This window comes from Streptomyces sp. NPDC015032 (assembly GCF_043080425.1).
Classification (GTDB): Bacteria; Actinomycetota; Actinomycetes; order Streptomycetales; family Streptomycetaceae; genus Streptomyces.
This window is the reverse complement of the sequence record NZ_JBIBVN010000006.1, coordinates 252,707-272,703: the sequence shown is the minus strand read 5'-3', so window position 1 is coordinate 272,703 and position 19,997 is coordinate 252,707. Positions and strand designations below refer to the sequence as shown.

Below are 19,997 nucleotides of genomic sequence, written 5' to 3'. Positions count from 1 at the left end.
TCAGGCGAGTACTTCGATGTCCCCAACGGGAACTCCCGTCCTATGGATCTTCACGATCCAATGATCAGGGTGTCCACGATCAAGGGGAAACGCCCAACGGCCGGTGCGAGCACAAGCCGCCCCTCTGGTTCCGGTGCCCGGCACCGGGGACCGAGGCCGATCACATACACCCCTGGAGCCGTGGCGGGCCGACTGAACTGTGGAACGGCCAGTTGCTCTTCCGCCGGCACAACCGGCGGAAGTCCAACCGTGTGCCGAGCCCCCTCTACCGCTGGCGTCTCGCGCGCTGGCGCAAGAAGTACTGACCACCCCGACACGCATCGCCTCACCCATCCACCGGAGCCCGCCATGGCCGACACCGTCACCATCCCGGCCGACGTCAACGCACGCCTTCACCGACACCTGGTGCGGTCGGCTCACCTCCGACGTGGCCGCCGCCCTCAACTGCGCCGAGGTCGAGACGCTCGCCGAGCTGCTGCGCACCCTCAATGCCGAGCTGGCCGCCGATGAGTGGATCGACGCCCACGCCGACGGCGACGAGCACGGTGAGGAGCATCCAGGGCCCGGTGCCCGACGAGGTGTCCCTCGCCGCCGATGGCTACCGCTGCACCCTCGAGGACCTCACTGACACCAAGGAATAACGACCATGACCAAACCCGCCTACAGCCTTTCCCAGGCAGCCGAGAACGTCCGCCAGCTGCCGGTGCCGATACGGTGCGCGGGCCGACCAACCCTGGGCGGCCTGGTCGTCCCGTGGATCACGCTGCACGCCGGCGGCCGGTACCTGTTCGGGGCGCTCGACAAAGACCGGCGTGACCGGGCACTGGCCGAACGGCGCTGCCAGGTGTGCGGGCAGAGCTTCGATGAGCGGATCTGTCTCGCGGTGCGGCCTGCTGATGTGCGCGTCGGGTACACCGGCGAGCCCGGCATGCACCCGGAATGCCTCGCGTACAGCGTGCGAGCCTGTCCGATGTTGATCCCCCGTCAGTTCGCGATTTCTGAAGCACTGATTCACCGGAACCCGCGTGCTGAGGCGCGTAACCGCCAGCCTAGAACGTCGGGTTCACGAATCCCCGGTTGTTCCCCCTGGAGCACGGCATGGGTCCCCGCGCCTGCCGCAAGAGCCGTAGGCAGCCGATCCCGTTCGACTGCAAGTCGGGCGCCGATCACTCAGGCGCCTGTAGCCCCTTCACCCACCGGCCCAGCCCATCCGAGAACCCTGACGACCACGCCGCTCTTCTCGCGATGAGCAGGGGCGATCGTCAGTGCTGGAGCTGAGCCACAACCCCTATCTACCTCTGTTCAAGGAGAGCCCTGTGATTGCTGCACTCTTCAACCCGCTGGATATCGAATGCCTCGTGAAGACGGCCGTGGAGCTGTGGGAGGACATCGACCCCAGCGATCTTTCCGAGCGCCAGCAGGACACCCTCAACTGCGCACGCGATGCCATGCTCGCCGAGCATGCTGACCAGCAGCCTTCCTTCCCTGAAGTCGTGACCTTCATCAGCCCGCGCCCGGCAGGCCAGGCATGGGTGCTGCGCCGCTGGGACCGCCATGAGGACGTGGTGACGCTCCATGCTGATGAGGACTCTGCGCTGGCCGAACTCGCCAAGTACGTGCGCGGGGTCTGGGACAACCTCGTTGGCGAGGAAGGCGTCCCCGACCAGCCGCCCACCGGCGACCGCGAGGCCGTGCGGCTCTACTACGGTCCCGAGCGCGACAACCAGCCGGACGAGGGATACAACCTCTACGCCGAGGACATCGCCAGGCGTGGCCGGACCCGCATCGTGCCGCTCGACTACCGCTTTCCCGATGAGGATGCGAGCGAGCAGGCGAATCGGGATGCCACCTTTCATCCGCAGACCGACGACAACGACCTCCCGTGCGTCGAGGTCGATGGCGTCCTGGTGTTTGCCTACCTCGACCACGAGGCCGGCGCTGTGCGGGTCTCCGTGCACATCGACTCCGCGGAAGACCGGCTGGTTCGTCCCGACGGCACCGTGCCGCTGCGCGTCGAGGTCGAAGACGACGTGGTGCTGGATAACAGTGCAGAGGGCACTCGCAAGCGGGATGTGCTGACCAGGCTGCTCGATGCCGCCGATGACCGTCAGGAGCAGGCAATCCGCGAGGCGGCGTTCGCGGCCGGCGTTCTGTGGCGCTGCCCGACTTGTCAGTGGGACAACCCCGGCGAGGCCGCCTGCTGTGAAGGCCCGGGTCCCTGCCGCGTCCCGAAGCCGAAGAAGACCAGCTGACGACGCAGCCTTGGGCCGGCTGCCGGTCGGCCCAAGGCACGAATGCGAAATCGCGAGGTAAACGGTGGACTCACGAGTCGGTGGACTGTCCGTGTCGTCGCTGGTGTTCGGCAAAGCTGACATGGTCGACTGTGGCCGTGTAGCGCTGAGCAGCATTGATCGTAAGGCCGAAGAGATCCGCAAGACGACGGGCGTCGCCGTCGCTGGCATGCGCTTCGTCGAGGATGCGGTCTTCGCGCAGGGCCTGAGCTTGGGCGCCGAGTACGGTGTTGATCCACTTTCCGGTCACGGGCGTCAGGCGCCCGGCCGTTGCCAGGTTGATGAACAGGTGCGGGTTGCCGCTGTTGGGCCACCGCCGCTCCCGGTGCGCGAGGTAGGCGTTGAGGGCGGCTCGTGCTTCCTGGGCGAGGAGGATCTTCCTGTCCCCGATGTGGAGCCGGCCGTCGACGATGTCGGTGACGTGCAGGGTTCGGAGTTGGTGGGGCCGCAGTCCATGGAAGATCAGGAGGTATCCGCAGGCGGCTCGGGTGGGATCCGGGGCGTCGATGAGGCTCCGCAGGACTGGGACGTCCATCGACACTGGCATGCGGGTTTCGGGCATGCCGACCTTCATCCGCGTTGTCGGGTTGGTGAACACGAGTCTGCGGCCATGAAGGACTTGGAAGATCGATCGCAGGCCGGAGAGCATCTCGCTGCGGTCGGTCCCGCCGGGGGGAAGTACGGCAAGCACGTCGTCGCGGGTGACTTCGCGAAGCGAGTCCTGAGTCCGCGCCCAGGAGTTGAGGGCGGGCAGTGCAGCGTAGAGGTGGTTGCGGATCGTGCGGTGGGAACGCGGGTGGCGCCGTGGCGTGATGGTGCTGCCGTGCAGCATGATCTCGGCCCATGTGCCGATCTCGCTGCGTATATTCGCGGGCAGGTGAGCTGTCTTCCCCTCGACCCAAGTGATGACGGCCGGGGTGCGGTTGTCCGTCAGGAAGTCGGCGTGGTCCAGGACGTCGATGGTCGGTTGGACCGGGAGGGCGAGCTCGCGGAGCAGGGCCACGGTGCTGGCTTCGATCGGTGCTCCTGGGGTGTCCTGGGTGGCGAGCAGGAGCTTGAGTGCGCGGTTGACTGCGCCGGTCGTGTCGCGGGTCCAGCCACGCTGTTCGCCCAGTTGCAGGCAGCTGGCTTCGAGGGACTCCAGCAGTTCGGGCAGTACGGGTTCGGGAACCGTCCGGGTGCGCATGCGCGCGTAGTCGCGGCGGGCGTCGAACAGGACGAGTTGTCGGTGCGCGACAACAATGATCGGTCGCAGGACGGGGCGCCGACGCGAGCGGGTACGGCGGGTGCGAAAGCGCCGGGGCGACGGGCGGCGGTGGGGCGACACCATCAGCGCCAAGCGTTGTTCCATGCCATTAAAGAAGAGCTGGTGACCGCCGCTGACGGCTTCGAGACGGTCAGGATCGGACGGGTCACGCGCCCAGGACCGACTCCGGCGCCAGCACAGACGACACTCGCCTTCCACGTTGAGCGACGTGATACGCGTGCGGGAGGTGCACTCGGCTTCGCCAGGGTGGCGTCGGGCCCAGTCGTGGCAGGCGGCACAGATGCCGCTGGTGGACTTGAACAGGCCCCAGGCATCGCACCTTTGGCAGGAATCGGGCAGCGGCGGTGCACCCTTGTGGCAGCGGCGGCACAGCCCGGCTGTGTAGTAGTCCGGCGAGCCGCAGCGGCGGCACGGCGGTGGCGTGTGCGAGCCGCGTGTGCGGCAGTTGTAGCAGTACTTGGCCTTGGCGTGAGCGACCGGCCGCAGCCCGCACGTCGGGCACGTTCGTGGAGCGGTCACGCCGGTGGCAGTGTGCGGTTGCGTCCGAGCCTGGGCGTGACCGTGCCGGCCCCGCCGGCCTCGGCCTCGGTCGGCTTGGCCGGGCGGCGGGCCGCGGCGGCCTCGGGCTCGTGGATCAGCAGGTCGCCGGTGGTGCAGCCCAGGACGGCGCAGATGATGTCCAGATCGTCCAGACGCACGGTGGTCGGGGTGCCGGTCCATAGCGCGGACATCTTCCCCGCGCTGATCTCCAGCCCGGCCTCCGCCAGGCGGCGGCGCATCTCGGTGGACTTCCAGATGCCTTGCTCCGCGGCCGTCATCCGCAGGTTCCAGCGCACCGTGTCACTTCCCGTCGCTCGCCCCGAGCCGGGCGGCGACCCGTTCATTCGCCGCAGCCCAGGTGTGTTCGATGTGATCGTCATGGACGTGGACATAACGTGTCGTAGTGGACAACCACTCGTGTCCGAGGAGCTCTTGGATCGCCTTCAGGTCCAGCCCCTGGGCGTAGTACTCGGACGCGCAGAAGTGTCGCAGCCCGTGCGGCGTGAGGCGGCTGGACCAGGACGGCAGGTACAACCCGACGGCTTTGGCCAGCCCGGAGCGAAGAGCGTCGTCGCCCACGCGGCGGCACCAGCCGGTGTGCGGGTCACGGCGCTCACTGGGCAGCAGCGGAGCGTCGGGGTCCATGTAGTCGTCGCCGAACTGGTGGCGTACATCGGTGAACCACCAGTTCACAAGCGCGTCCACCGAGTTGATCGCCGGGACAAGCCGGGCCTTGGGGCCGCGGCCGCGGCTGCCCTTGCCGTGCCGGACATGCAGCTTGCCGTACTCGCCCAGGTCGGGCCGCCAGTCGCGGATGTCGAGCATCCTGGTCTCGCCGATCCGCAGGCCGACACGCCGCCACAGCGACGCGGCGAAGTAGTCCCGCGCGGCTGGCAGGTACTTGCGCGCCGACGGCAGCGACGTCCGCCAGGCCGAGAACAGGTCGCCGACCTCCGAGGAAGACGGCGGAATGCGCGGCGAACCGTAGTCGGCCTTGGCTGGGCGGTTGAACTCATCGATCGGCTGGACCAGCACGTGTCCGGTCAGCGCATGCACATCACCCTGGTAGCGAGCGATGAGGAAGTCGAAGAACTGGGCTATCGAGCCTGCCTTCTTGTGCACGGTGCCCTTCGCCAGGTCCCGGACCTGGCGCTGATGGACAAGGAACCGGTCCGCGTCGTCTGGCTGCACGGTCCAGACCGGCCGGCCCACGAACCGGATCAGCTCGAAGAGCACCGCCCGGTCGCCCGCGATCGTGACGTCCTCGACCCCGGCGCCGACGGACGCCAGCAGGTACTGGTCCACGAGCTCTTGCTCGTAGTCCTCGTACTCCTGCTCCGTGCGCAGGCTTCGCGGCGAACCCAGCGAGCGCACCGTCGCTAACGCCACAGAGACCCCACCCACTTCACCAGGAGCGACAGTGCGCCGAAGATATCAGCGAACCTTCAGGAATCTCGACCGAATGTCAGAATCTCCCATCAACCTCACGAACCCCTCGCGACCTGGCCTGCGCGGCCACCAGCGACAAGGACGCTCCAGGGAACCCGCGGGAGTTCGTGTATCGGGGGAGGCCGCCCGCTACCGGTCCTCGCCCGCATCGTCGGGCCTGCCCGAGACCGCCGAAGCGGGCCACGGACCGCGTGCCGGACGTCCTGCCGACGCCTTCGATGCCTGGTGGATCGCACCCGGCTCGTACCGCGTGAAGACCGACTCGGAGCACCCCGGCCAACTGCTGGGCGTCGATCTGGACGTGCCCGTGCTGCGCAAGCGGCCCATTCGCCCGGCAGCGGGCCCGGAGCTGGACAGCCTGCTCGCCCTCGCCCGCCAGGCTCTCGGACTCGAAGACGCCACGTCCAGCTGCCCACATCAGCCCGACGGCGCACCCCAGCCGCGCAACACCGCGAAGGAGAACGACTGATGACCACAGGCCCCGAGAACTACCGCTTCGCTGAGGAGCTGGTGCGCTCCGTCACGGACGGCCGCCAGATCGGCGACGACGTTGCCCAGATCCTCGCTACTGCGACAGTGCTGGACGACCACAGCACTGACGAGAGTGGCATGCCGCTCACCGACTACGACGAGCGGGTCAAGGTGGCCAGCGGCTGGAAGCCCAGGCAGAAGGGCGGCGACGCCTGATGGACCTGACCCCGAACGATTGGCAGCGCGCCAACCTGCCGCCGCTCGCCAGCGCCTGCCCGGACTGCGGCTCGGCGGCCGGCGAACTGTGCACGAGCCACGGCGGCACCCGCGCCCGTAACTCCCAGGTGCACCGAGGACGTACCGCCGCATGGAACCAGGCTCGGATCGACGGCAACCCGGCCGTCCGCCTCATCCTTGACGCTGCCAAGACTCGGCGGGGCATGCACGGCAAGCACGCCGCCGAGCTGCTCGACACCCACGGCCACACGGCCGAGGCCGAGCGGATCCGCCGCGCCGTGTCCGAGCGGAGCGGGTTGCTGTCCGCCAAGCAGGCCGCCGCGCTCATCCTCGACGAAGCCGAGGGAGGTGAGACCCAGTGAGCGCCCGCGACACACTCATCGAGATCCTCCGACAGTGGACCGAGCGGCACGACGCCGCCCCTCAGACGCCCGAAGCGCTGGTAGCGGCTTCCGACGCAGAGTTGCTGCGCGAGTGGTCCGTGAAGATCCGCGAGGTCGGCACCGCAAAGGGCTGGTCGGTGTGGGCTGCCGCCTACATGGACCCCGACGTTGAGTTCGTTGACACCTGCATGCCGTCGACCGAGACCGTCGTTGCCGAGCTGCGCCGCCTCGATCGCGTCTCGGTCCTGCGCGAGGTCGACGAGCAGTTCGCCGCGATGAAGCCGCCCGATGAGTCGAAGGGCACGTTCAACGCCGGTTCCTATGCCGACGCGTGGCGCCGTTGCCGGGCGATCGTCCAGGCCATGGCCAAGGAGAAGGGAAGCCGCCCAGAGCCCGAACCGCTGGCCGTGTCGCGGTACGACGTCGCCATGGAGCCCGCCTCGGAGGAAGAGCCGGTCTTCACGGTCGGCGCGGTCGCCGAGGACGGGCGGCCCGTGGCGCTGTACTTCGACCCAGAGACGCGCCGGAAGGTCGCGGCCTGGCTCGCACCGACGGCCGCCGAGCTGCTGACGCCCGCCTCCGCGTTCGAGGTGCCTGACTACGAGCAGCCGCTCTCCCGCGCGAACGGCAGCGGCGACCGCGCCCCGATCACCGACACCGACGTCGTCGACGCGATCGCGCTCGGCCTGGGCACCTCGCCGGAGTGGCCCGGTACAGACACGCTCAAATGGATCGCCGACACCATCGGCATGGTGCGCAACCACCCCGGCGATCGCGATCCCCGCGAGTACCGCGAGGAGTTCACCGAGGAGCGCGCCATCGATCCGCTCGACGACAGCTTCCTTGCCAAGTACGTCAACGAAGGGACCGACGAGGCCGACCGGGAGTCCCGCCTCTCGGCTGGGCACCTCGATGTCGCGGCATCTGGGGAGGTGTCGTCGTGACGCGCTTCCCGGTCCTCCGGCTGCTCGCCCACGCCCTTCTGAGCGGCATGGCTGGAGCCCTGGTCGTGACAGCCATCTGGCTCGTGGCCACAGGCTCCACGCCGTCGCTAATGATGTGCGTGGTGTGCGGGCAGATCGTGATCATTTCGTGGTTGCTCGTCCAGGCCGCCCGTTTCCGGCGCAAGTGGCAGGCAGTCCTCGCCTCCTACAACAAGCCTGCCCTGGGCGAAGGGATCGACATCCCGCACCGGCCGCCGGCCGACAACGAGGAGGGCAACCGGTGAACGTCGAGCAGTGGAACGCTCTGTACCCGATCGGCACCCCGGTGGTCGCGTACCCCGGTGTCCGCCCGGAGGACCCGCTCGCGGTCGCGGTCCGGAAGCGACAGGCGGACGGTCGTTTCGTGGAAAAGGCCGACGCGGACCTGTGCCGCGCCCTGACGACCGTCACGCGTACTCCCGCCTGGACGCTCGGCCACGGCGCCCCCGTGGTGTCCGTCGAGGGCTACGCGGGCGGTATCCACCTCACCCACGTGGACGTGATCGTGGAAGCCCCGTCCGACGCGGCGGTGGCTCGTGGCTGACTTCACGTTCGAGACGGTCACCCACACTGTGCACCGCTGGATCATTCCCGCCCTTGAACCTTGGGGCGCCGCAGCGGAAGAGGTCAGCAAGGCGTGGGCGGTGGCCGCCGACGCTTACCGGGAGAGGTACGAGCTCGCGAGTACGGAGCCGATCCCCGGGGACGCCCTCCGCTTCCATGTCCGCGACGACGCCATCGTCATCGAATACGCCACCGAGGAGTGAGCATGACCGAGCGAATCGACCTCAAGCCAGTGATCGTCGCGGAGCACGGCGGTGAGATCCACCCCGCCTTCGGCGTCGCGGTTGTCACGCGACGAAGCGGAGGAGGCCGTTCGCTGTTCCAGTCCGACCTGCTCCACAACGAGACCGTCGCGCTCTCCGTCTGCGAGGCCACGCGTAGGCGTGACCTCAACCACGACTGGGTCCATCCGGGCCGGGAGCTCGTGGAGATCGAGATGAGCCTCGCGCAGTGGGGCTCGCTCGTGTCCTCCATGGGGCTCGGCAGTGGCGTGCCGGTCACCATCCGGAGTACTGAGCGAGACACCTTCGTGCCCGAGATCCCACATCAGCCTCGCGCCGCCGAGAACCTGCGGGAGGTCCGGGAGGTCACCGACCGGATGTACGCCCGCGTCAAGGAGGCCACCGCGACGCTGCACCAGGCGATCCACGAGAAGAAGGGCGTGAGGGCCACCAAGGAGGCTCTCAACGCGCTGGAGCGAGCCGTCGCCGGCGCGGGCAGCAACGCCCAGTTCACCGTCGACTCGCTCGTGGAAGCGGGCGAGCAGGTCGTCGCCCAGGCCCGCGCCGACATCGAGGCCCACGCCCTGGAGGTCGTCCGGCTGACGGGTGCCGCGCCCTCCGTCGAAGCCTCGTCATTCCATGCCCCGGCGCTGCCGGGGCCAGCCGCCGACCGAGAGGAGCCCTCCGATGCCTGAACTCGCCGTGCCAGACGAGCTGTTCGACGCGGACTTCGTCGCCGACGACGAGCACAGCCCGGCAGACCGCTACGACTGGATCATCCAGGACGGCCAGCTCGTCCATGCCCCCGTCGTCGGCTGGGCGTGAACGTGCCCGAAGTGCGGAGCATCCGGCAGCTTCTTCCTGTCCTTCGATTCGCTCTTCTCCCCGCACGGCGCGCAGCACGCGAAGGGCCTGTTCGACGCCGTCGTGCCGCTCCAGGTCGACGTCGTGCGCGAGTTCCCCGGCTCTGCTCCGCGGGCCGACTGAAGCACCGACCTCGACAAGGAGGGACGCGCGAGCCATGGACGCGCTCACGACCATCGGAACTGCGCACAGGCCCAGGGCCGTCATCGTCGACATCGACGGGACGGTCGCCAAGCACGTGCTCTCCGACGGCAGGCTGCTGCGGGGCCACCACGACTACCGCATGGTGCTCTGGGACCTGCCCAACCCGCCCGTCATCGACACGGTGCACGCGTTGCGGGACGCCGGCCACCAGATCATCTTCTGCTCGGGCCGGCCCGAGCGCGACGACCGGGGGTACAGCGTCCGAGCTGCCACCCGGGGCTGGTTGGGCCAGCACCTGGGGGAGTGGGCCGAGTCCGCTTCTCTGCTGATGCGCGGCCAGGGGGACATCCGTCCGGACCACGCCGTCAAGCACGAGCTGTACGACGCGCACATCCGCAACGTCTACGACGTCCGCCTGGCCCTGGACGACCGAGACCGAGTGGTGGCCTTGTGGCGCTCTCTCGGCATCGTCTGCCTGCAGGTCGACGAAGGGGACTTCTGATTCCCGGCAGTCCGTCAAGGCCCGTGCCCAGGCTCCGCATCGTGCGGGACCTGGGCACGGGTCTCTTCTTCCTCTCGCACCGCCTCTCGAAGACAGGACGATCCACTATTCGATTCCCTTGTCGATTCGGCGAACTCATTCGTATGCGAGTCGATGACAAGTCATTCCCGACTGATTAGGCTGAAGCAATGACTCACAATGACAACACTCACGACAATCGCACTCCCGACGCCGAGCTCCCGAAGTTCTCGGTCAACGTCGTCCCGACCGGCCAGCTCCGGCGCGAGGACCTCGGCACGATGCTCAAGCGCTATCGCCGTGGCGAGATCACGCCGCTGATCTTCGGTGACGACAACAAGCCCGAGGCCGCGGTCATCCCCTTCGCCGCCTTCGTGCGCCTCATGAAGTACGACCATGCGGCCCACGCTCAGCAGGAGACCGCCTTCCAGGCCGAGCTCTCCCGCCGTGTGCAGGAGTCCGACGCCTCCGGCGAGCCGGGCATGACCCTGGAAGAGCTCGGTGCCGAGCTCGGAGGGCCCGCCCAGGCGGTGATCCGCAGGGTGCTCGACGATGACGAGTAGCCTCCGGATCAAGGTCCACCTGAGCCCTGGGGCCAGCGCCGACCTCCAGCGGCTCAACGAACGAGCCCTCAAGAACCCGCACGGAAAGGAGGAGGCGCTGCTGGAGGCGGCCATCGTGATGCTGCACCGGCTGAACGGGCGTCGCCATCCGACGAAGCCCCTCGACTACAGCCCGCACTTCGCCGACCTCTCCGACTGCGACACGACCTACGTCGGTGCCGACCCATACGAGAAGCCTCCGCTGCGGATCGTCTCCCGGGACATCCGGCCGAGCCGCCCAGACGGGATCACCCGCCGCGAGATCGTCGCAATCGGCGCTCGGCAGGACAGCAAGGTGTACCGGGTCGCAGGCCAGCGCTTGGGCCGGCCCGTGGGCATCACCCTCGCCGAGCTGGCCGCGCAGCGCGAGCCGGCTGCGGATCCCTCGCGGTCCTGCCAGCGCTCCGTCGCTGGCTTCGACGCCCCATCCGCGGATGAGCCCGACCTCCTCTTGGAGTGACCGGTGATCAGCGATTGTGTTCATCATTGAGGACTTCTCATAGAATGGACGCAATGGCGATTCGATAAGAGCGAGTTGATGAAGATGCGCGACTACGAGCCGGTGGCCCAGGCAGTTGCCCCTGATGCCGATCCCCAGTCCGACGCGGCCATGGGTCGCCGCCGGGGGATCGGCCCTCGCGCCGCCCTCCTCGTGCGTCGCGGCATCGGACTGGCCATCGCGCTCGGCATGGCCTACGGGATCTTCCACATCGTCTTCCTCGGCGGCGTGCTCGCTCCCGTGCTGGCCTACGTCGGGCCGGTCAAGGACTTCATCGGCTGGGTGGTCGAGGACCCAGGACGGGCCTGGATCGCGCTGGCGGCCCTCGTCATCCCGCACATCGGGCTGTACTACCTGCTCTTCGAGGACCGGAAGTAGGGCGAGAAATCATGTTCAGGACCGTGTTCAAGAGCGCCCGTGCCGTCATCGCCCTCAGCCTGGTCGGCGGCGTCGGCCTCGCGGCCGTCGTCGGATGGGCCACCGGCTTCTTCGCCTCGGCCGCAGGCACCGTTGCCGGCCTGTGGAGCAGCCTCGTGGGCTGGATCAACTCGCCGCTGAGCTGGGAGCACCTCCTCGCCGGGGCCGGCGTGCTACTCGTCCCGGTCGTCATCCTCGTCCTGATCTTCGTCATCGCCGACGACTGAGATCGTCCCGCCACGACAGAACCCCCGTGATGCTTGCGCATCACGGGGGTTCTCTTCTTCTGCTCGCTTCTCCTCGCCTACGACGTGGCCCGCAGTGCACGGTCCCCGCTGGCGCTCTCGAACTCGTCGGCGTCCTCGATCATCCCGTAGGTCTCCGGCCCGAGCTCGCCCTCGTCGCCTCCGAGCCGGCGGTTGAAGCTGCTCGACGCGGAGAACTTCAGCACCGTGTAGTCGTCCACGTCGCTCTTGCCGAAGCGCACCTTGTGGCCCTTGTGGTCCTGCCGATAGAAGCGGCCGAAGCTCGTGAGCACGACCGTCTTCCCGCAGCTGACCGCCCCCGTGAGCTCGCCGAGCAGCGACTCGTACACCTTGCTCACCGTCCGGACCGGCAGCCCGCTGCGAGTCGCGATCCGGGAGATGAACTCGCGCTTGCTCACGCGCGGATTCGTCGTCGTCTCCATGCCCACACCCTGTCCTATCGTCCTTCATGCCGCGGTTCCGCTTAGAAACCAGTCTATCGAAGACAGTCGCGAGTCGAAAAGAAGGGCGGGTCCTATCGATTGCCGATCGCCGCTCTTGTGGTGACCCATTCGACTAGAGCTCCAGGTCGGGCTCGATCTCCTCACGGTCGTCCTTGGGCTCGTAGCCGACCGACTCGATGATCGAGCGCGTCTTCGGGTCGCGGTGCTTGTTCACGACCTTGTCGTGCGACTCATCAAACCGCTGCTGCGCCGCCACGCGGTGGGCCGCGTCGAGCTTCGCCCCGATGTTGCGGTCCCCGAACTCCATCATCGAGCCCAGCGACGACTTCGCGCCCTGCTTGGTCGCGTTGACGTTCGACTTGTTCTGGGCCCGCTGCTGCTCCCATCGGCTCCGGTCCTCCGGCGTGACGTAGCCGAACATCTGCGCGAAGCGCGATCCGAACCTGACCTGCTGTCCCTCGTTCTGCTCCTGGCTCATGGCCCTTCCTCCTGCTCCTCGTTCGTGTTCTCGGATCGCCCTCAGGCGGGCTGGTAGTCCTCGGAGTCGGCCTCGGCGCTCGGACCCTCGCCATGCGGACCGGCCTCATGCTCGGCCGACGGGCCCGCGGGGCGCGCCCGCGGCTTGAGCCGCTGCTCCTCGAAGAAGGCACCCGGGTCGTCGACCGCCTTCTGCAGCGTCTGCTGCCAGTCCTCCCCGAGGCTTCGCTTCAGCTCGGCCTCCACGTCCGGGTACTTCTCGTTCACCGCCTCCATCGCGTCGACGAAGGCGTTGGAGTAGACCCGCTGCTGCTCCTCGGGCGAGAGGCCGTCGACGTCCATGCTCGCGATCATCACCTCGGACTGGTCCAGGCGGTGCTGGAGCGTGCCGGGCAGCCCGCTGGTGTCCAGGCCCTGCTTCTGCGCCGCGAAGCCGACCAGGTAGCCGAGCATGTTGCCCCCGTAGCCCTCCTGGTCGCCGCGGCCCAGTGCGTCGAGCAACGAGGTCTTCATCGTCTCGCCGAGCTGGACCTGATGGGCGTCCGCGTCCATGGGCCGGCGCAGCGTGAACATCCCGTCCTCGGGCAGGCGCTGGCCCAGCTGGTCGTCGAACTCCCCGCTCCAGACCGTCCGGACCCGATCCGAGCCGGCGATCCGCTCCTCGTGCGCGGGGGCCTTGACGATCCGTCCGTGGGCCACGCCGTTGAACATCGTGCGCAGCTCGGGCTCGTACTCCATCCGCTCGCCGATGATCATCCGTGCCCGCTGGACGACCTCCTGGCGCTCCAGGCCGTCTTCGCTCATCTGCTCGTGCAGCCGCTTGCGCATCGCCATGTAGCTGTCCCGGATCAGGCCGGCGTCCGTGCCCGGCTCGCGCATCTTCCAGAAGGCGTTCTCCATGAGGGCGACCTCGGTCATGGCCGCCGAGTCGGGGGTGTACATCTCCCGGTGGCCGCGTTCACGACGCCGCATGGCGTCGAAGCGCTTCTGCCACTTCTTCGTCAGGTGGTCGCGCGGATCGGTGCTGCCGATGAGGCGCTCGCGTCGTGCCTCGCTCGGCACGTCCTTGAAGATCCGCTGCCGGGTCGCGATGCCGCTCTCGGCGGAGGCGACCATGCCGCGTGCCCGGGTGTCGATGCGCTCCTGGATCTTGTCCTTGAGGGGCTGGAGGTAGCTGTCCATCTCCTTCTTGAAGTCCGGGGCGAGCATCCGCATCGCCATCACCATGCCCACGGCCTGGACGACCGAGTTGGCGTTCACCCCGCGCGCGAGCGGCTTGAGGCACGACTGCATCATCATCTGCATGTAGACGTGGTGCATGACGCCGAGCTCCTGCGTCCGCTCCTCGTCGTTGAAGCCCGGCACCAGCAGCTTCGAGTCCCGCAGTGAGGCCATGTACTTCTCTCCGGCCAGCCGCGTCTCCGCCCGGAGCTTGAGCAGCTGCTCGCGCTGGTCCAGGCCCTCGCCGTCCTCCTCGGCCCGGTCGAGGTCGATCCAGTGCTCCGCGTCCCGGTCGGCCATCCGCTCCCGGGTCTTCTTGCCGAAGAACCCTCGGGTCCTGCCCCGGAGCCGATCACGCCAGGCGCGGGAGCCGTCGTCTTCCGGCTCCTCGATCACCTCGGCGTCGATCGGCTCGTCCGAGCGCGGGTCCCAGCGAGCGTAGGCGCTGCCCTGCGGCTCGTCGGCCTGCTGCCGGTCCTCGTCCACCGGGAGCTCCTTGGCCGCGCGCCGACGGCCCGCGGGTCCCGTTCCCAGTTCCTTGTGCTGTGCCATCTCAGTACCCCATCCCGTAGTCGTCGTCGTTGCCCTGCTGCTCGATCTCGATGCTCGGCGTGTAGACCGGGCGCGGTGCGCCGACGCCCACGGCCTGAGGCGAGCGGCGGTGCGAGCCGCGGGTGCGGGAGGCTCCCGCGTCCTGGGCGATCACGTCGCGCTTGACCACCGAGTCGTCGACGACGATCGCGGCGCTGTCCAGGCCGTGCGCCTCCGCCGAGCCCAGCTGGTCGAGCTGCCGGGACGTCTCCGCCCGGGCCTTCCGGGTCTCCGAGCACGCGAACTGCTCGTTCTTTTCGCCGTCGTAGACGCTCTCGCGGTTCTTGGCCGCCTGCACGAGCGCCTCGAAGTCGCCGCCGTAGGCCATGCGGTCCATCACGGTGCCGGCCAGCGACGGGTCGTCCTCCAGGTTGCGGACGAGACCGGTCTTCGGGTCCTCCAGGGCGCTGGCCACGCGGGCCACGTAGTCCGGGTTGACCGTGACGTTGAACCCGTCCTTGGCCTCGTAGAACTCCGTGAACTGCTTCTCCCACTGCTCGGCCGTGGCCTGGACGGGCTCGCCGTCGACGAAGGCCGTGCGCCACTGGCCCGGGCCGACGTGCTCGATGCTGCGGCCACGCCAGAGTTCGCGGCCGGGGCCCTGGAGCATCTCGTACTTGTGCCGGGCCTCGGCCGCGTCGTGCTTGGCCTGCAGGATTGACTGGGTCACTGGGTAGGTGACCTCCAGGACCGCCTTGAGATCCACGCTGCGCAGCGCCCGCACCGCGCGCTGGCTGAACGAGCCGCCCAGGCCCGTCCCATGAGCCTTGATTGCCGTGGCGAACATCGAGGCCGCCTGGTCGGCCTGCGTGATCCCGGGCGTGCCCTGCGCATCGCCCAGGTTCCGGGCGTAGTCGGCAAGCTTCTTCTCGCTGCCCTTGGCACCGGTCTCCACACAGACCTCGCGCACGCTCTGCAGGTGCGCCTCGCGGTCCGAGAACGCCAGCGCCGCGCCGAACTCGCCGCGTTGTGCTTGACGGTACAGCGCACTCAGCTCCTCCATGACGACCTGCTGGGCGATTTCGACGTCCTCCGGCGATTCCGCTCCCGTCAGCGACTGCAGCCTGATCCGGTTCGCCTCTTGCCGCGAACTCTCCAGTTCCTCGGCCAGTTCCCCGTTCTTCGAGAGCGCGACCTTGGTGTCCAAGGAAACCTGCATCGCCAGCGGGTGTGATCCATCCGGACCGACCACGCCGGTGTCGAGCAGGTTGGCGGGCACCGAGAGGTTCGCCAGGGCCTCAGCCTTGGCTGCCTCGCTGTGCAGCTTCACCACAGCGACCGCGTCGCCGTCGAAGTCGCCGTCGAAGCACTTGTCCATCACCGGGTTGATCGCGGCTCCCGTGAGCCGGTCGTCAATCGCGACCCGCATGTAGCGCACTCCGGCGTCGCGGAGCACCGGGTCGCGCCACACCAGTGCGTGGTCGCCCTCGGCCAGCCCAAGCTGCCCGGCCTTGACCGAACTGAGCGCGATCTGGTCGACGTCCAGCCGCGGGTCCGCAGTCCACACCATGGTTGCCGAGTCCGTGAGCCGCGAGGACATCAGCCCGGTCTTGAAGATATTGTTCTTGCCCGTCAGAACCCGGTTCTGCACATCGGTTGTGATCGCCTCGAAAGCACGCTGTGCGCGCGAGACCGATTCGCTCATACCTCGGCGCACCTCGACGCGCTTCTCCGCGGACAGCCCCCGGTTCTCGAGCTGCTCGGCCATGTATCGGTAGCGGCAGGCCTCGACGAAGACATCCTGATATCTGCGGGTGTGGTCGTGGGTGACTGAGGACCCGTCCTCGAACTCCTGGCCACTGCGCAGATGCGAGGACATCACCGGCAGCTTCCACGAGGCCGCGCTCACCGCCTCGGTCTGCTCGCCGGTCGGGTACGTCAGGGCAAACGGGATCTCCATGTCCCCGCCCCGGTCGCCGATGAGATTGCCGAAGGACCTGCGCATTGCCGTGGTGTTGAGCCCTGGAAGCTGCCCCTGCTTGTGTGGCTGGGTGCGCAGCAGTTCGGGCATGGCGATGAACCGGCGCTCGGGATGCTCGTCGACGCCCTCAGCCTGGCCGACCACCCGCAGCGTGCCGTCTGCTTCCATGTCCATACCCGTCACCAGCAGGTACTCACGCAGGTCCGACTCGGCCCCGCTGTTGTGACCGTAGAACTCGCGCATGATCGCCGGGCAGTCCTGCGACTGCAGCGCCCAGGCCAGCTGCGAGGAGGCCTTGCGGCCCTTGCCCGCGCGCACCTGCTCGTCGTCGTAGATCTTCGTCTTCTCGTCCACCGCCATGTGCGTGACCACGAAGCGCATCCGGCTCACGCTGCCCCAGAGAATCTTGCCGACAGGAGATTTGAGTGCGCCCGCACCTTCGCTGCCGTTGCTGGGCATGAGCTCGCGGGCGGAGCCGGCGTTGCGGCGGGAGATGAGCGAGAACGGGCTCATCACGACGTCCATGTGCAGGTTCTCGCGGAACCACGCGACCTCCTGCTCGATATCCTGTTCGCGGGCCACGTCTTCGGGCATGTTCCGGTCGACCACGAGCGAGACGACACCCTTGTTGCCGTGCAGGTCACTGATCTTGTCGCCGACGACCAGGTCACGCAGCGTCCCCCCGGCCCCACGGATCTGATGGCTCTGGGCGAAATCCGAGCTGATGACGATGGGATCGTCGGCCGTCCAGCCGCCGAAGGTCATCAGCGCGGTGTACACGGGGCGGGTGACCTCCGAGGACTGCATGATTGTCGAGGCCGTCATCTGCTGACGGTCGAACGGGTCATACCGCAGCGTCTCGAGCTCCGGGAGGGTCATGAGCGGCGCACGCTGTCCGGCCGCCGTCTCGTCGCCCGGTACGATCCGGCCGTCGCTGTCGATCTGCGCCTGAGTGGTCAGATACCGCACGATGCCCTGGTTGGTCGCGCCGCCGGTCATCACCGGGTCGAAATAGCCGCCGGGCGCGGCGACGTTGTTGCGGTCCGTCCCGGTGAGCACCGCCATGTTCCGCCCGCCGGTGAGACGCCAGGCGTCGAAGTGGTTGTCGTCGGCGGGGTCGGTGCGGTCGCGCTGGGCCCGGTATTCGGCGTAGATCGTCGAGCCCTGCTTGATCTCGTTGGAGTAGCGCACCCGGCGTGCCTCAGTCTGCACGATCGCGGCCGTCAACTCGTTCAGGTGCCCGCGCAGCTCAAGGTTCTCGTCCCTGTAGTAGTAAGTGGCACGCTCGATGAAGTCGACCGGGTGCTTCGTGCCGTACAGCTGCGAGTAGACCGCGTTGAGCGACGAGGGTTCGCCGGTCTCGCTGCGCCCGGCGATGAGATCACCGGCGAGCTGATACTGGATGCGCTCGTGCATGAGCTGCTCGTAGCCGCGCAGCCGCGTGCGTTCCTCGACCGAGGTCGGGGCCTCGCCCGGCGTCTGGGCTGTGATCGTGGCCTCGTAGCCCGGCATGACCAGAGCGTTCTCCCCGCTGGCGAAGGCCGTGACGATTTCGCCGTGCTCGCCGACGTCGAAGACCTGGCCGATCTCGCCGGAGACCGGCGACCCCTTGCCGTCGCGGCGCAGCTTCTCGCCCCTCCAGCGGATGACGCCCTGCTCGTCGACCAGAATCTCGGAGACCGTTGCCGCGTTGCGTTCGATACTCTCGCGCACGGTGGCCCCGATGCGCCGCATGAATGCGGACGGGTGATCTGCGATCGGTATGGCGCGGTCGGCATCGAAGCGGACGAGCCGGTCCTTGAACCGGGTCGTCTGGAAGGTCGAGCCCATCATTTCGTTGGGAGGAATCCCGCAGCGGCGCAGCGCCGAGGCGAGGTTGTCGAGGTTCGACCACTGCCCCGTGGGGCTGGTCATGTACCTCGCCACCCGGTCCGGGTTGAAGCGCTGATCGACCCATTCGCCGTCGATGATGTGGGGTCCCGCCTCCCAGGTCCCGATGAGCTCGAAGGGGACGTCTTCGGCGTGCTGCCGGACCTTCTCGACGCTGGTGCCGCCGTAGGCGACGTTGCCCATCTCGGGCACCTCGCCGGCCTGCAGCTCACCGATCTCATCCAGTCGCGCCTGGTATATCTCCTCGGTTGCGCCCGGGCGCAGCAGTTCGCTGTGCGCGCCGGTGAGCACGTCCCAGTAGGAGCGCTGGAGCGCGGCGATCTCGGGATCGGCGGAGTACTCGGGCGGCTCGATCCCGTCCAGCCGTCCGGCCGTTCGCTCCAGCTCGGCCGCGGCGCGGGAGATGAGATCCTCGACGTCGAGGGCTGCCTGCAGGTTCTCCCGCGCACTCTCGACGGCGGCCTTCGCGTAGGCCTCGGCGGGCTCAGCGTCGACGAAGAAGGTCGGCAGCGAGCGGTTCCTCGCGTCCCGGCGCAGCATCACCTTCGACCCCGGCCGGGGGCCCGCCTCGCCCGGGGCCACGTAGTCGCCCACCACGAACATCGACTCCCGGGTGACGTGGTAGCTGTCGGGCACGTCCAGAGCCGTGCGTCCGCGGTCGAACTCCTGATGAGTCGTTCCGGTCTCGCCGGCGGCGTGGCCGGGAAGATCGGTGCGCTCCACGCGCTGGCCCTGCGCGAAGCGCAGTAGCTGCACGGCCTCGGCCGGTGAGGGGGAGTAGACCGCCATGCCGCCGGGGATCCGGTGGTTCGTCGAGTAGCGCAGTACGGTGCCGTTGTCGTAGATCCGGGCCCCGGCATACGCTTCCCGGCGCATGTCGGTGAGCCGGATCTCCAGGCCGGTCCCGGCGATCTTTGCCTTGATCTGGCCGGGCTCGCGGTCACGCGTCACCTCGTACGGCACGCCCTGGGCCTTCAGCTCCTCAAGCAGCGCCGCCGAACGCGCCACGGCGCGCCGGGACATGAATCGGTTGCGGTCGACGCGGCCCGTCTGCGGGTCCCGGCCGCCGTCGATGACCCACTCGCGCACCTGGTCGTACTCCTGCTGGCTCATCTTGTCCATGAGCACGGTGAGCCCGGCGGCGTCGTCATCCGTCATCGCGCGGCCGGCCTTGAATGGCTTGCCCTCGTCACCGATGCGCCAGAGCACCATGTTCCCGAGCCGCGGATCGGCCAGGGCGTCCACTTCGCCGCCAGCCACGCGCCCGATCGTGTCGTCGGGCAGATACACCAGCGCGGTCCCTGCCCGCTTCACGCTGGCACGTTCCGACCAGTCCGGGTCGTAGGGGCTGATCGGCAGCCGGGCCGACTTCGGGTCGACCCGAGCACCGACGCCGGTGGCGCGGGTGAATTCCCGCTGCAGTCGCTGGTACTGCTCGTTCTGCGGGGAGTGGTCTCCGAACTGGGGCTCGTATCCCGGCACCCGCTCGCCGAAGGCCTGGTCGACGGCGGTGAGGCAGTCCGTGACGCCCAGCCGCGGGTCGGCCACTGCTGTGCCCCGCTGGCCGAGGATCTCGTCGACTCGGGCCCGGATAGCCTTGGCCTGTGAGATCGGAATGACCTGTCCGGTCTGGTCCCGGGCCTGTTCGACTGCTTTGTAGTAGACGTACTCGTAGAAGTACCTGCGCAGTCCATGTGCCTTCTTCATGGCAATCAGCCTCCTGTGGGGGCTCTGAT

General features: G+C 68.3%; 24 protein-coding genes. 16 read left to right on the top strand and 8 right to left on the bottom strand.

Features of this window, described 5'->3' with window-relative positions:
- The coding region (locus ACF08M_RS13015; protein ID WP_392185291.1) for an HNH endonuclease signature motif containing protein at positions 1–305 on the top strand (305 nt) is incomplete at its 5' end.
- Positions 306–379: 74 nt separating this feature from the next.
- On the opposite strand, the gene ACF08M_RS13010 is transcribed toward ACF08M_RS13015, so the two are convergent.
- A complete protein-coding gene (locus ACF08M_RS13010; RefSeq protein WP_392185290.1) occupies positions 380–544 on the bottom strand; it encodes a hypothetical protein in 165 nt (54 codons plus the stop codon).
- A gap of 772 nt (positions 545–1,316) precedes the next feature.
- On the opposite strand from ACF08M_RS13010, the gene ACF08M_RS13005 reads away from it, so the two are divergent.
- The gene (locus ACF08M_RS13005; RefSeq protein ID WP_392185289.1) at positions 1,317–2,252 is read left to right on the top strand and encodes a hypothetical protein; all 936 of its coding nucleotides are present in this window, start codon (positions 1,317–1,319) and stop codon (positions 2,250–2,252) included.
- Between the two features lie 70 nt (positions 2,253–2,322).
- Here ACF08M_RS13005 and ACF08M_RS13000 read toward each other — a convergent pair whose 3' ends face one another.
- From ACF08M_RS13000 to ACF08M_RS12990, 3 genes are all read right to left on the bottom strand, one after another.
- Complete coding sequence (locus ACF08M_RS13000; protein ID WP_392185288.1) at positions 2,323–3,642, bottom strand: hypothetical protein; 1,320 nt, start codon at positions 3,640–3,642, stop codon at positions 2,323–2,325.
- Between the two features lie 431 nt (positions 3,643–4,073).
- Positions 4,074–4,394: a helix-turn-helix domain-containing protein gene (locus ACF08M_RS12995; RefSeq protein WP_392185287.1), complete on the bottom strand. Its 321-nt coding sequence runs from the start codon at positions 4,392–4,394 to the stop codon at positions 4,074–4,076.
- A gap of 4 nt (positions 4,395–4,398) precedes the next feature.
- Positions 4,399–5,487 carry a tyrosine-type recombinase/integrase gene (locus tag ACF08M_RS12990; RefSeq protein ID WP_392185286.1) on the bottom strand — a complete coding sequence of 363 codons (1,089 nt, stop codon included), beginning with the start codon at positions 5,485–5,487 and terminating at the stop codon, positions 4,399–4,401.
- Positions 5,488–5,560: 73 nt separating this feature from the next.
- Here ACF08M_RS12990 and ACF08M_RS12985 point away from each other — a divergent pair, with 73 nt between their 5' ends.
- The 14 genes from ACF08M_RS12985 to ACF08M_RS12920 all read left to right on the top strand — a co-directional run bounded on the left by ACF08M_RS12985 (position 5,561) and on the right by ACF08M_RS12920 (position 11,679).
- The gene (locus ACF08M_RS12985) at positions 5,561–6,016 is read left to right on the top strand and encodes a hypothetical protein (protein ID WP_392185285.1); all 456 of its coding nucleotides are present in this window, start codon (positions 5,561–5,563) and stop codon (positions 6,014–6,016) included.
- Entirely contained in the window at positions 6,016–6,234 is a 219-nt protein-coding gene (locus ACF08M_RS12980) for a hypothetical protein (protein WP_392185284.1), read from the top strand. The genes ACF08M_RS12985 and ACF08M_RS12980 overlap by 1 nt, the downstream gene beginning before the upstream one ends.
- Complete coding sequence (locus ACF08M_RS12975; RefSeq protein WP_392185283.1) at positions 6,234–6,617, top strand: hypothetical protein; 384 nt, start codon at positions 6,234–6,236, stop codon at positions 6,615–6,617. Before ACF08M_RS12980 ends, ACF08M_RS12975 begins: the two co-directional genes overlap by 1 nt.
- Entirely contained in the window at positions 6,614–7,582 is a 969-nt protein-coding gene (locus tag ACF08M_RS12970; protein WP_392185282.1) for a hypothetical protein, read from the top strand. Before ACF08M_RS12975 ends, ACF08M_RS12970 begins: the two co-directional genes overlap by 4 nt.
- Complete coding sequence (locus ACF08M_RS12965; protein ID WP_392185281.1) at positions 7,579–7,866, top strand: hypothetical protein; 288 nt, start codon at positions 7,579–7,581, stop codon at positions 7,864–7,866. Before ACF08M_RS12970 ends, ACF08M_RS12965 begins: the two co-directional genes overlap by 4 nt.
- Entirely contained in the window at positions 7,863–8,165 is a 303-nt protein-coding gene (locus tag ACF08M_RS12960) for a hypothetical protein (protein WP_392185280.1), read from the top strand. The genes ACF08M_RS12965 and ACF08M_RS12960 overlap by 4 nt, the downstream gene beginning before the upstream one ends.
- Positions 8,158–8,388, top strand: a complete 231-nt coding sequence (locus ACF08M_RS12955; protein WP_392185279.1) for a hypothetical protein — start codon at positions 8,158–8,160, stop codon at positions 8,386–8,388. The genes ACF08M_RS12960 and ACF08M_RS12955 overlap by 8 nt, the downstream gene beginning before the upstream one ends.
- Positions 8,389–8,390: 2 nt before the next feature.
- A complete protein-coding gene (locus tag ACF08M_RS12950; RefSeq protein WP_392185278.1) occupies positions 8,391–9,101 on the top strand; it encodes a hypothetical protein in 711 nt (236 codons plus the stop codon).
- Positions 9,094–9,231 (top strand): hypothetical protein, encoded by a 138-nt coding sequence (locus ACF08M_RS12945; protein WP_392185277.1) that lies wholly within the window; start codon positions 9,094–9,096, stop codon positions 9,229–9,231. Before ACF08M_RS12950 ends, ACF08M_RS12945 begins: the two co-directional genes overlap by 8 nt.
- A gap of 196 nt (positions 9,232–9,427) precedes the next feature.
- Positions 9,428–9,916: a hypothetical protein gene (locus tag ACF08M_RS12940; protein ID WP_392185276.1), complete on the top strand. Its 489-nt coding sequence runs from the start codon at positions 9,428–9,430 to the stop codon at positions 9,914–9,916.
- A 188-nt stretch (positions 9,917–10,104) separates the two neighbouring features.
- Complete coding sequence (locus tag ACF08M_RS12935; RefSeq protein ID WP_392185275.1) at positions 10,105–10,497, top strand: hypothetical protein; 393 nt, start codon at positions 10,105–10,107, stop codon at positions 10,495–10,497.
- The gene (locus tag ACF08M_RS12930; RefSeq protein ID WP_392185274.1) at positions 10,487–10,996 is read left to right on the top strand and encodes a hypothetical protein; all 510 of its coding nucleotides are present in this window, start codon (positions 10,487–10,489) and stop codon (positions 10,994–10,996) included. The genes ACF08M_RS12935 and ACF08M_RS12930 overlap by 11 nt, the downstream gene beginning before the upstream one ends.
- Before the next feature lie 78 nt (positions 10,997–11,074).
- Entirely contained in the window at positions 11,075–11,413 is a 339-nt protein-coding gene (locus ACF08M_RS12925) for a hypothetical protein (protein WP_392185273.1), read from the top strand.
- A gap of 11 nt (positions 11,414–11,424) precedes the next feature.
- A complete protein-coding gene (locus ACF08M_RS12920) occupies positions 11,425–11,679 on the top strand; it encodes a hypothetical protein (RefSeq protein ID WP_392185272.1) in 255 nt (84 codons plus the stop codon).
- 77 nt (positions 11,680–11,756) lie between these two features.
- Here the strand turns inward: ACF08M_RS12920 and ACF08M_RS12915 are convergent, their stop codons facing one another.
- The 4 genes from ACF08M_RS12915 to ACF08M_RS12900 form a co-directional block, all read right to left on the bottom strand.
- On the bottom strand, positions 11,757–12,140 hold the full coding sequence (locus ACF08M_RS12915) for an HU family DNA-binding protein (protein ID WP_392185271.1): 384 nt from the start codon (positions 12,138–12,140) through the stop codon (positions 11,757–11,759).
- A gap of 133 nt (positions 12,141–12,273) precedes the next feature.
- A complete protein-coding gene (locus ACF08M_RS12910) occupies positions 12,274–12,639 on the bottom strand; it encodes a hypothetical protein (RefSeq protein WP_392185270.1) in 366 nt (121 codons plus the stop codon).
- Between the two features lie 41 nt (positions 12,640–12,680).
- Positions 12,681–14,411 (bottom strand): hypothetical protein, encoded by a 1,731-nt coding sequence (locus ACF08M_RS12905; RefSeq protein ID WP_392185269.1) that lies wholly within the window; start codon positions 14,409–14,411, stop codon positions 12,681–12,683.
- Position 14,412: 1 nt separating this feature from the next.
- Positions 14,413–19,968, bottom strand: a complete 5,556-nt coding sequence (locus ACF08M_RS12900) for a hypothetical protein (protein ID WP_392185268.1) — start codon at positions 19,966–19,968, stop codon at positions 14,413–14,415.
- Positions 19,969–19,997: the final 29 nt, after the last annotated feature.

Excerpts from the sequence above, each read along its gene's own strand:
- ACF08M_RS13000 (WP_392185288.1), bottom strand. The coding sequence starts at position 3,642 with ATGGAACAACGCTTGGCGCTGATGGTGTCGCCCCACCGCCGCCCGTCG.
- ACF08M_RS12985 (WP_392185285.1), top strand. The coding sequence starts at position 5,561 with ATGTCAGAATCTCCCATCAACCTCACGAACCCCTCGCGACCTGGCCTG.
- ACF08M_RS12980 (WP_392185284.1), top strand. The coding sequence starts at position 6,016 with ATGACCACAGGCCCCGAGAACTACCGCTTCGCTGAGGAGCTGGTGCGC.
- ACF08M_RS12975 (WP_392185283.1), top strand. The coding sequence starts at position 6,234 with ATGGACCTGACCCCGAACGATTGGCAGCGCGCCAACCTGCCGCCGCTC.
- ACF08M_RS12950 (WP_392185278.1), top strand. The coding sequence starts at position 8,391 with ATGACCGAGCGAATCGACCTCAAGCCAGTGATCGTCGCGGAGCACGGC.
- ACF08M_RS12945 (WP_392185277.1), top strand. The coding sequence starts at position 9,094 with ATGCCTGAACTCGCCGTGCCAGACGAGCTGTTCGACGCGGACTTCGTC.
- ACF08M_RS12940 (WP_392185276.1), top strand. The coding sequence starts at position 9,428 with ATGGACGCGCTCACGACCATCGGAACTGCGCACAGGCCCAGGGCCGTC.
- ACF08M_RS12935 (WP_392185275.1), top strand. The coding sequence starts at position 10,105 with ATGACTCACAATGACAACACTCACGACAATCGCACTCCCGACGCCGAG.
- ACF08M_RS12930 (WP_392185274.1), top strand. The coding sequence starts at position 10,487 with ATGACGAGTAGCCTCCGGATCAAGGTCCACCTGAGCCCTGGGGCCAGC.
- ACF08M_RS12925 (WP_392185273.1), top strand. The coding sequence starts at position 11,075 with ATGAAGATGCGCGACTACGAGCCGGTGGCCCAGGCAGTTGCCCCTGAT.
- ACF08M_RS12920 (WP_392185272.1), top strand. The coding sequence starts at position 11,425 with ATGTTCAGGACCGTGTTCAAGAGCGCCCGTGCCGTCATCGCCCTCAGC.
- ACF08M_RS12915 (WP_392185271.1), bottom strand. The coding sequence starts at position 12,140 with ATGGAGACGACGACGAATCCGCGCGTGAGCAAGCGCGAGTTCATCTCC.
- ACF08M_RS12910 (WP_392185270.1), bottom strand. The coding sequence starts at position 12,639 with ATGAGCCAGGAGCAGAACGAGGGACAGCAGGTCAGGTTCGGATCGCGC.
- ACF08M_RS12905 (WP_392185269.1), bottom strand. The coding sequence starts at position 14,411 with ATGGCACAGCACAAGGAACTGGGAACGGGACCCGCGGGCCGTCGGCGC.
- ACF08M_RS12900 (WP_392185268.1), bottom strand. The coding sequence starts at position 19,968 with ATGAAGAAGGCACATGGACTGCGCAGGTACTTCTACGAGTACGTCTAC.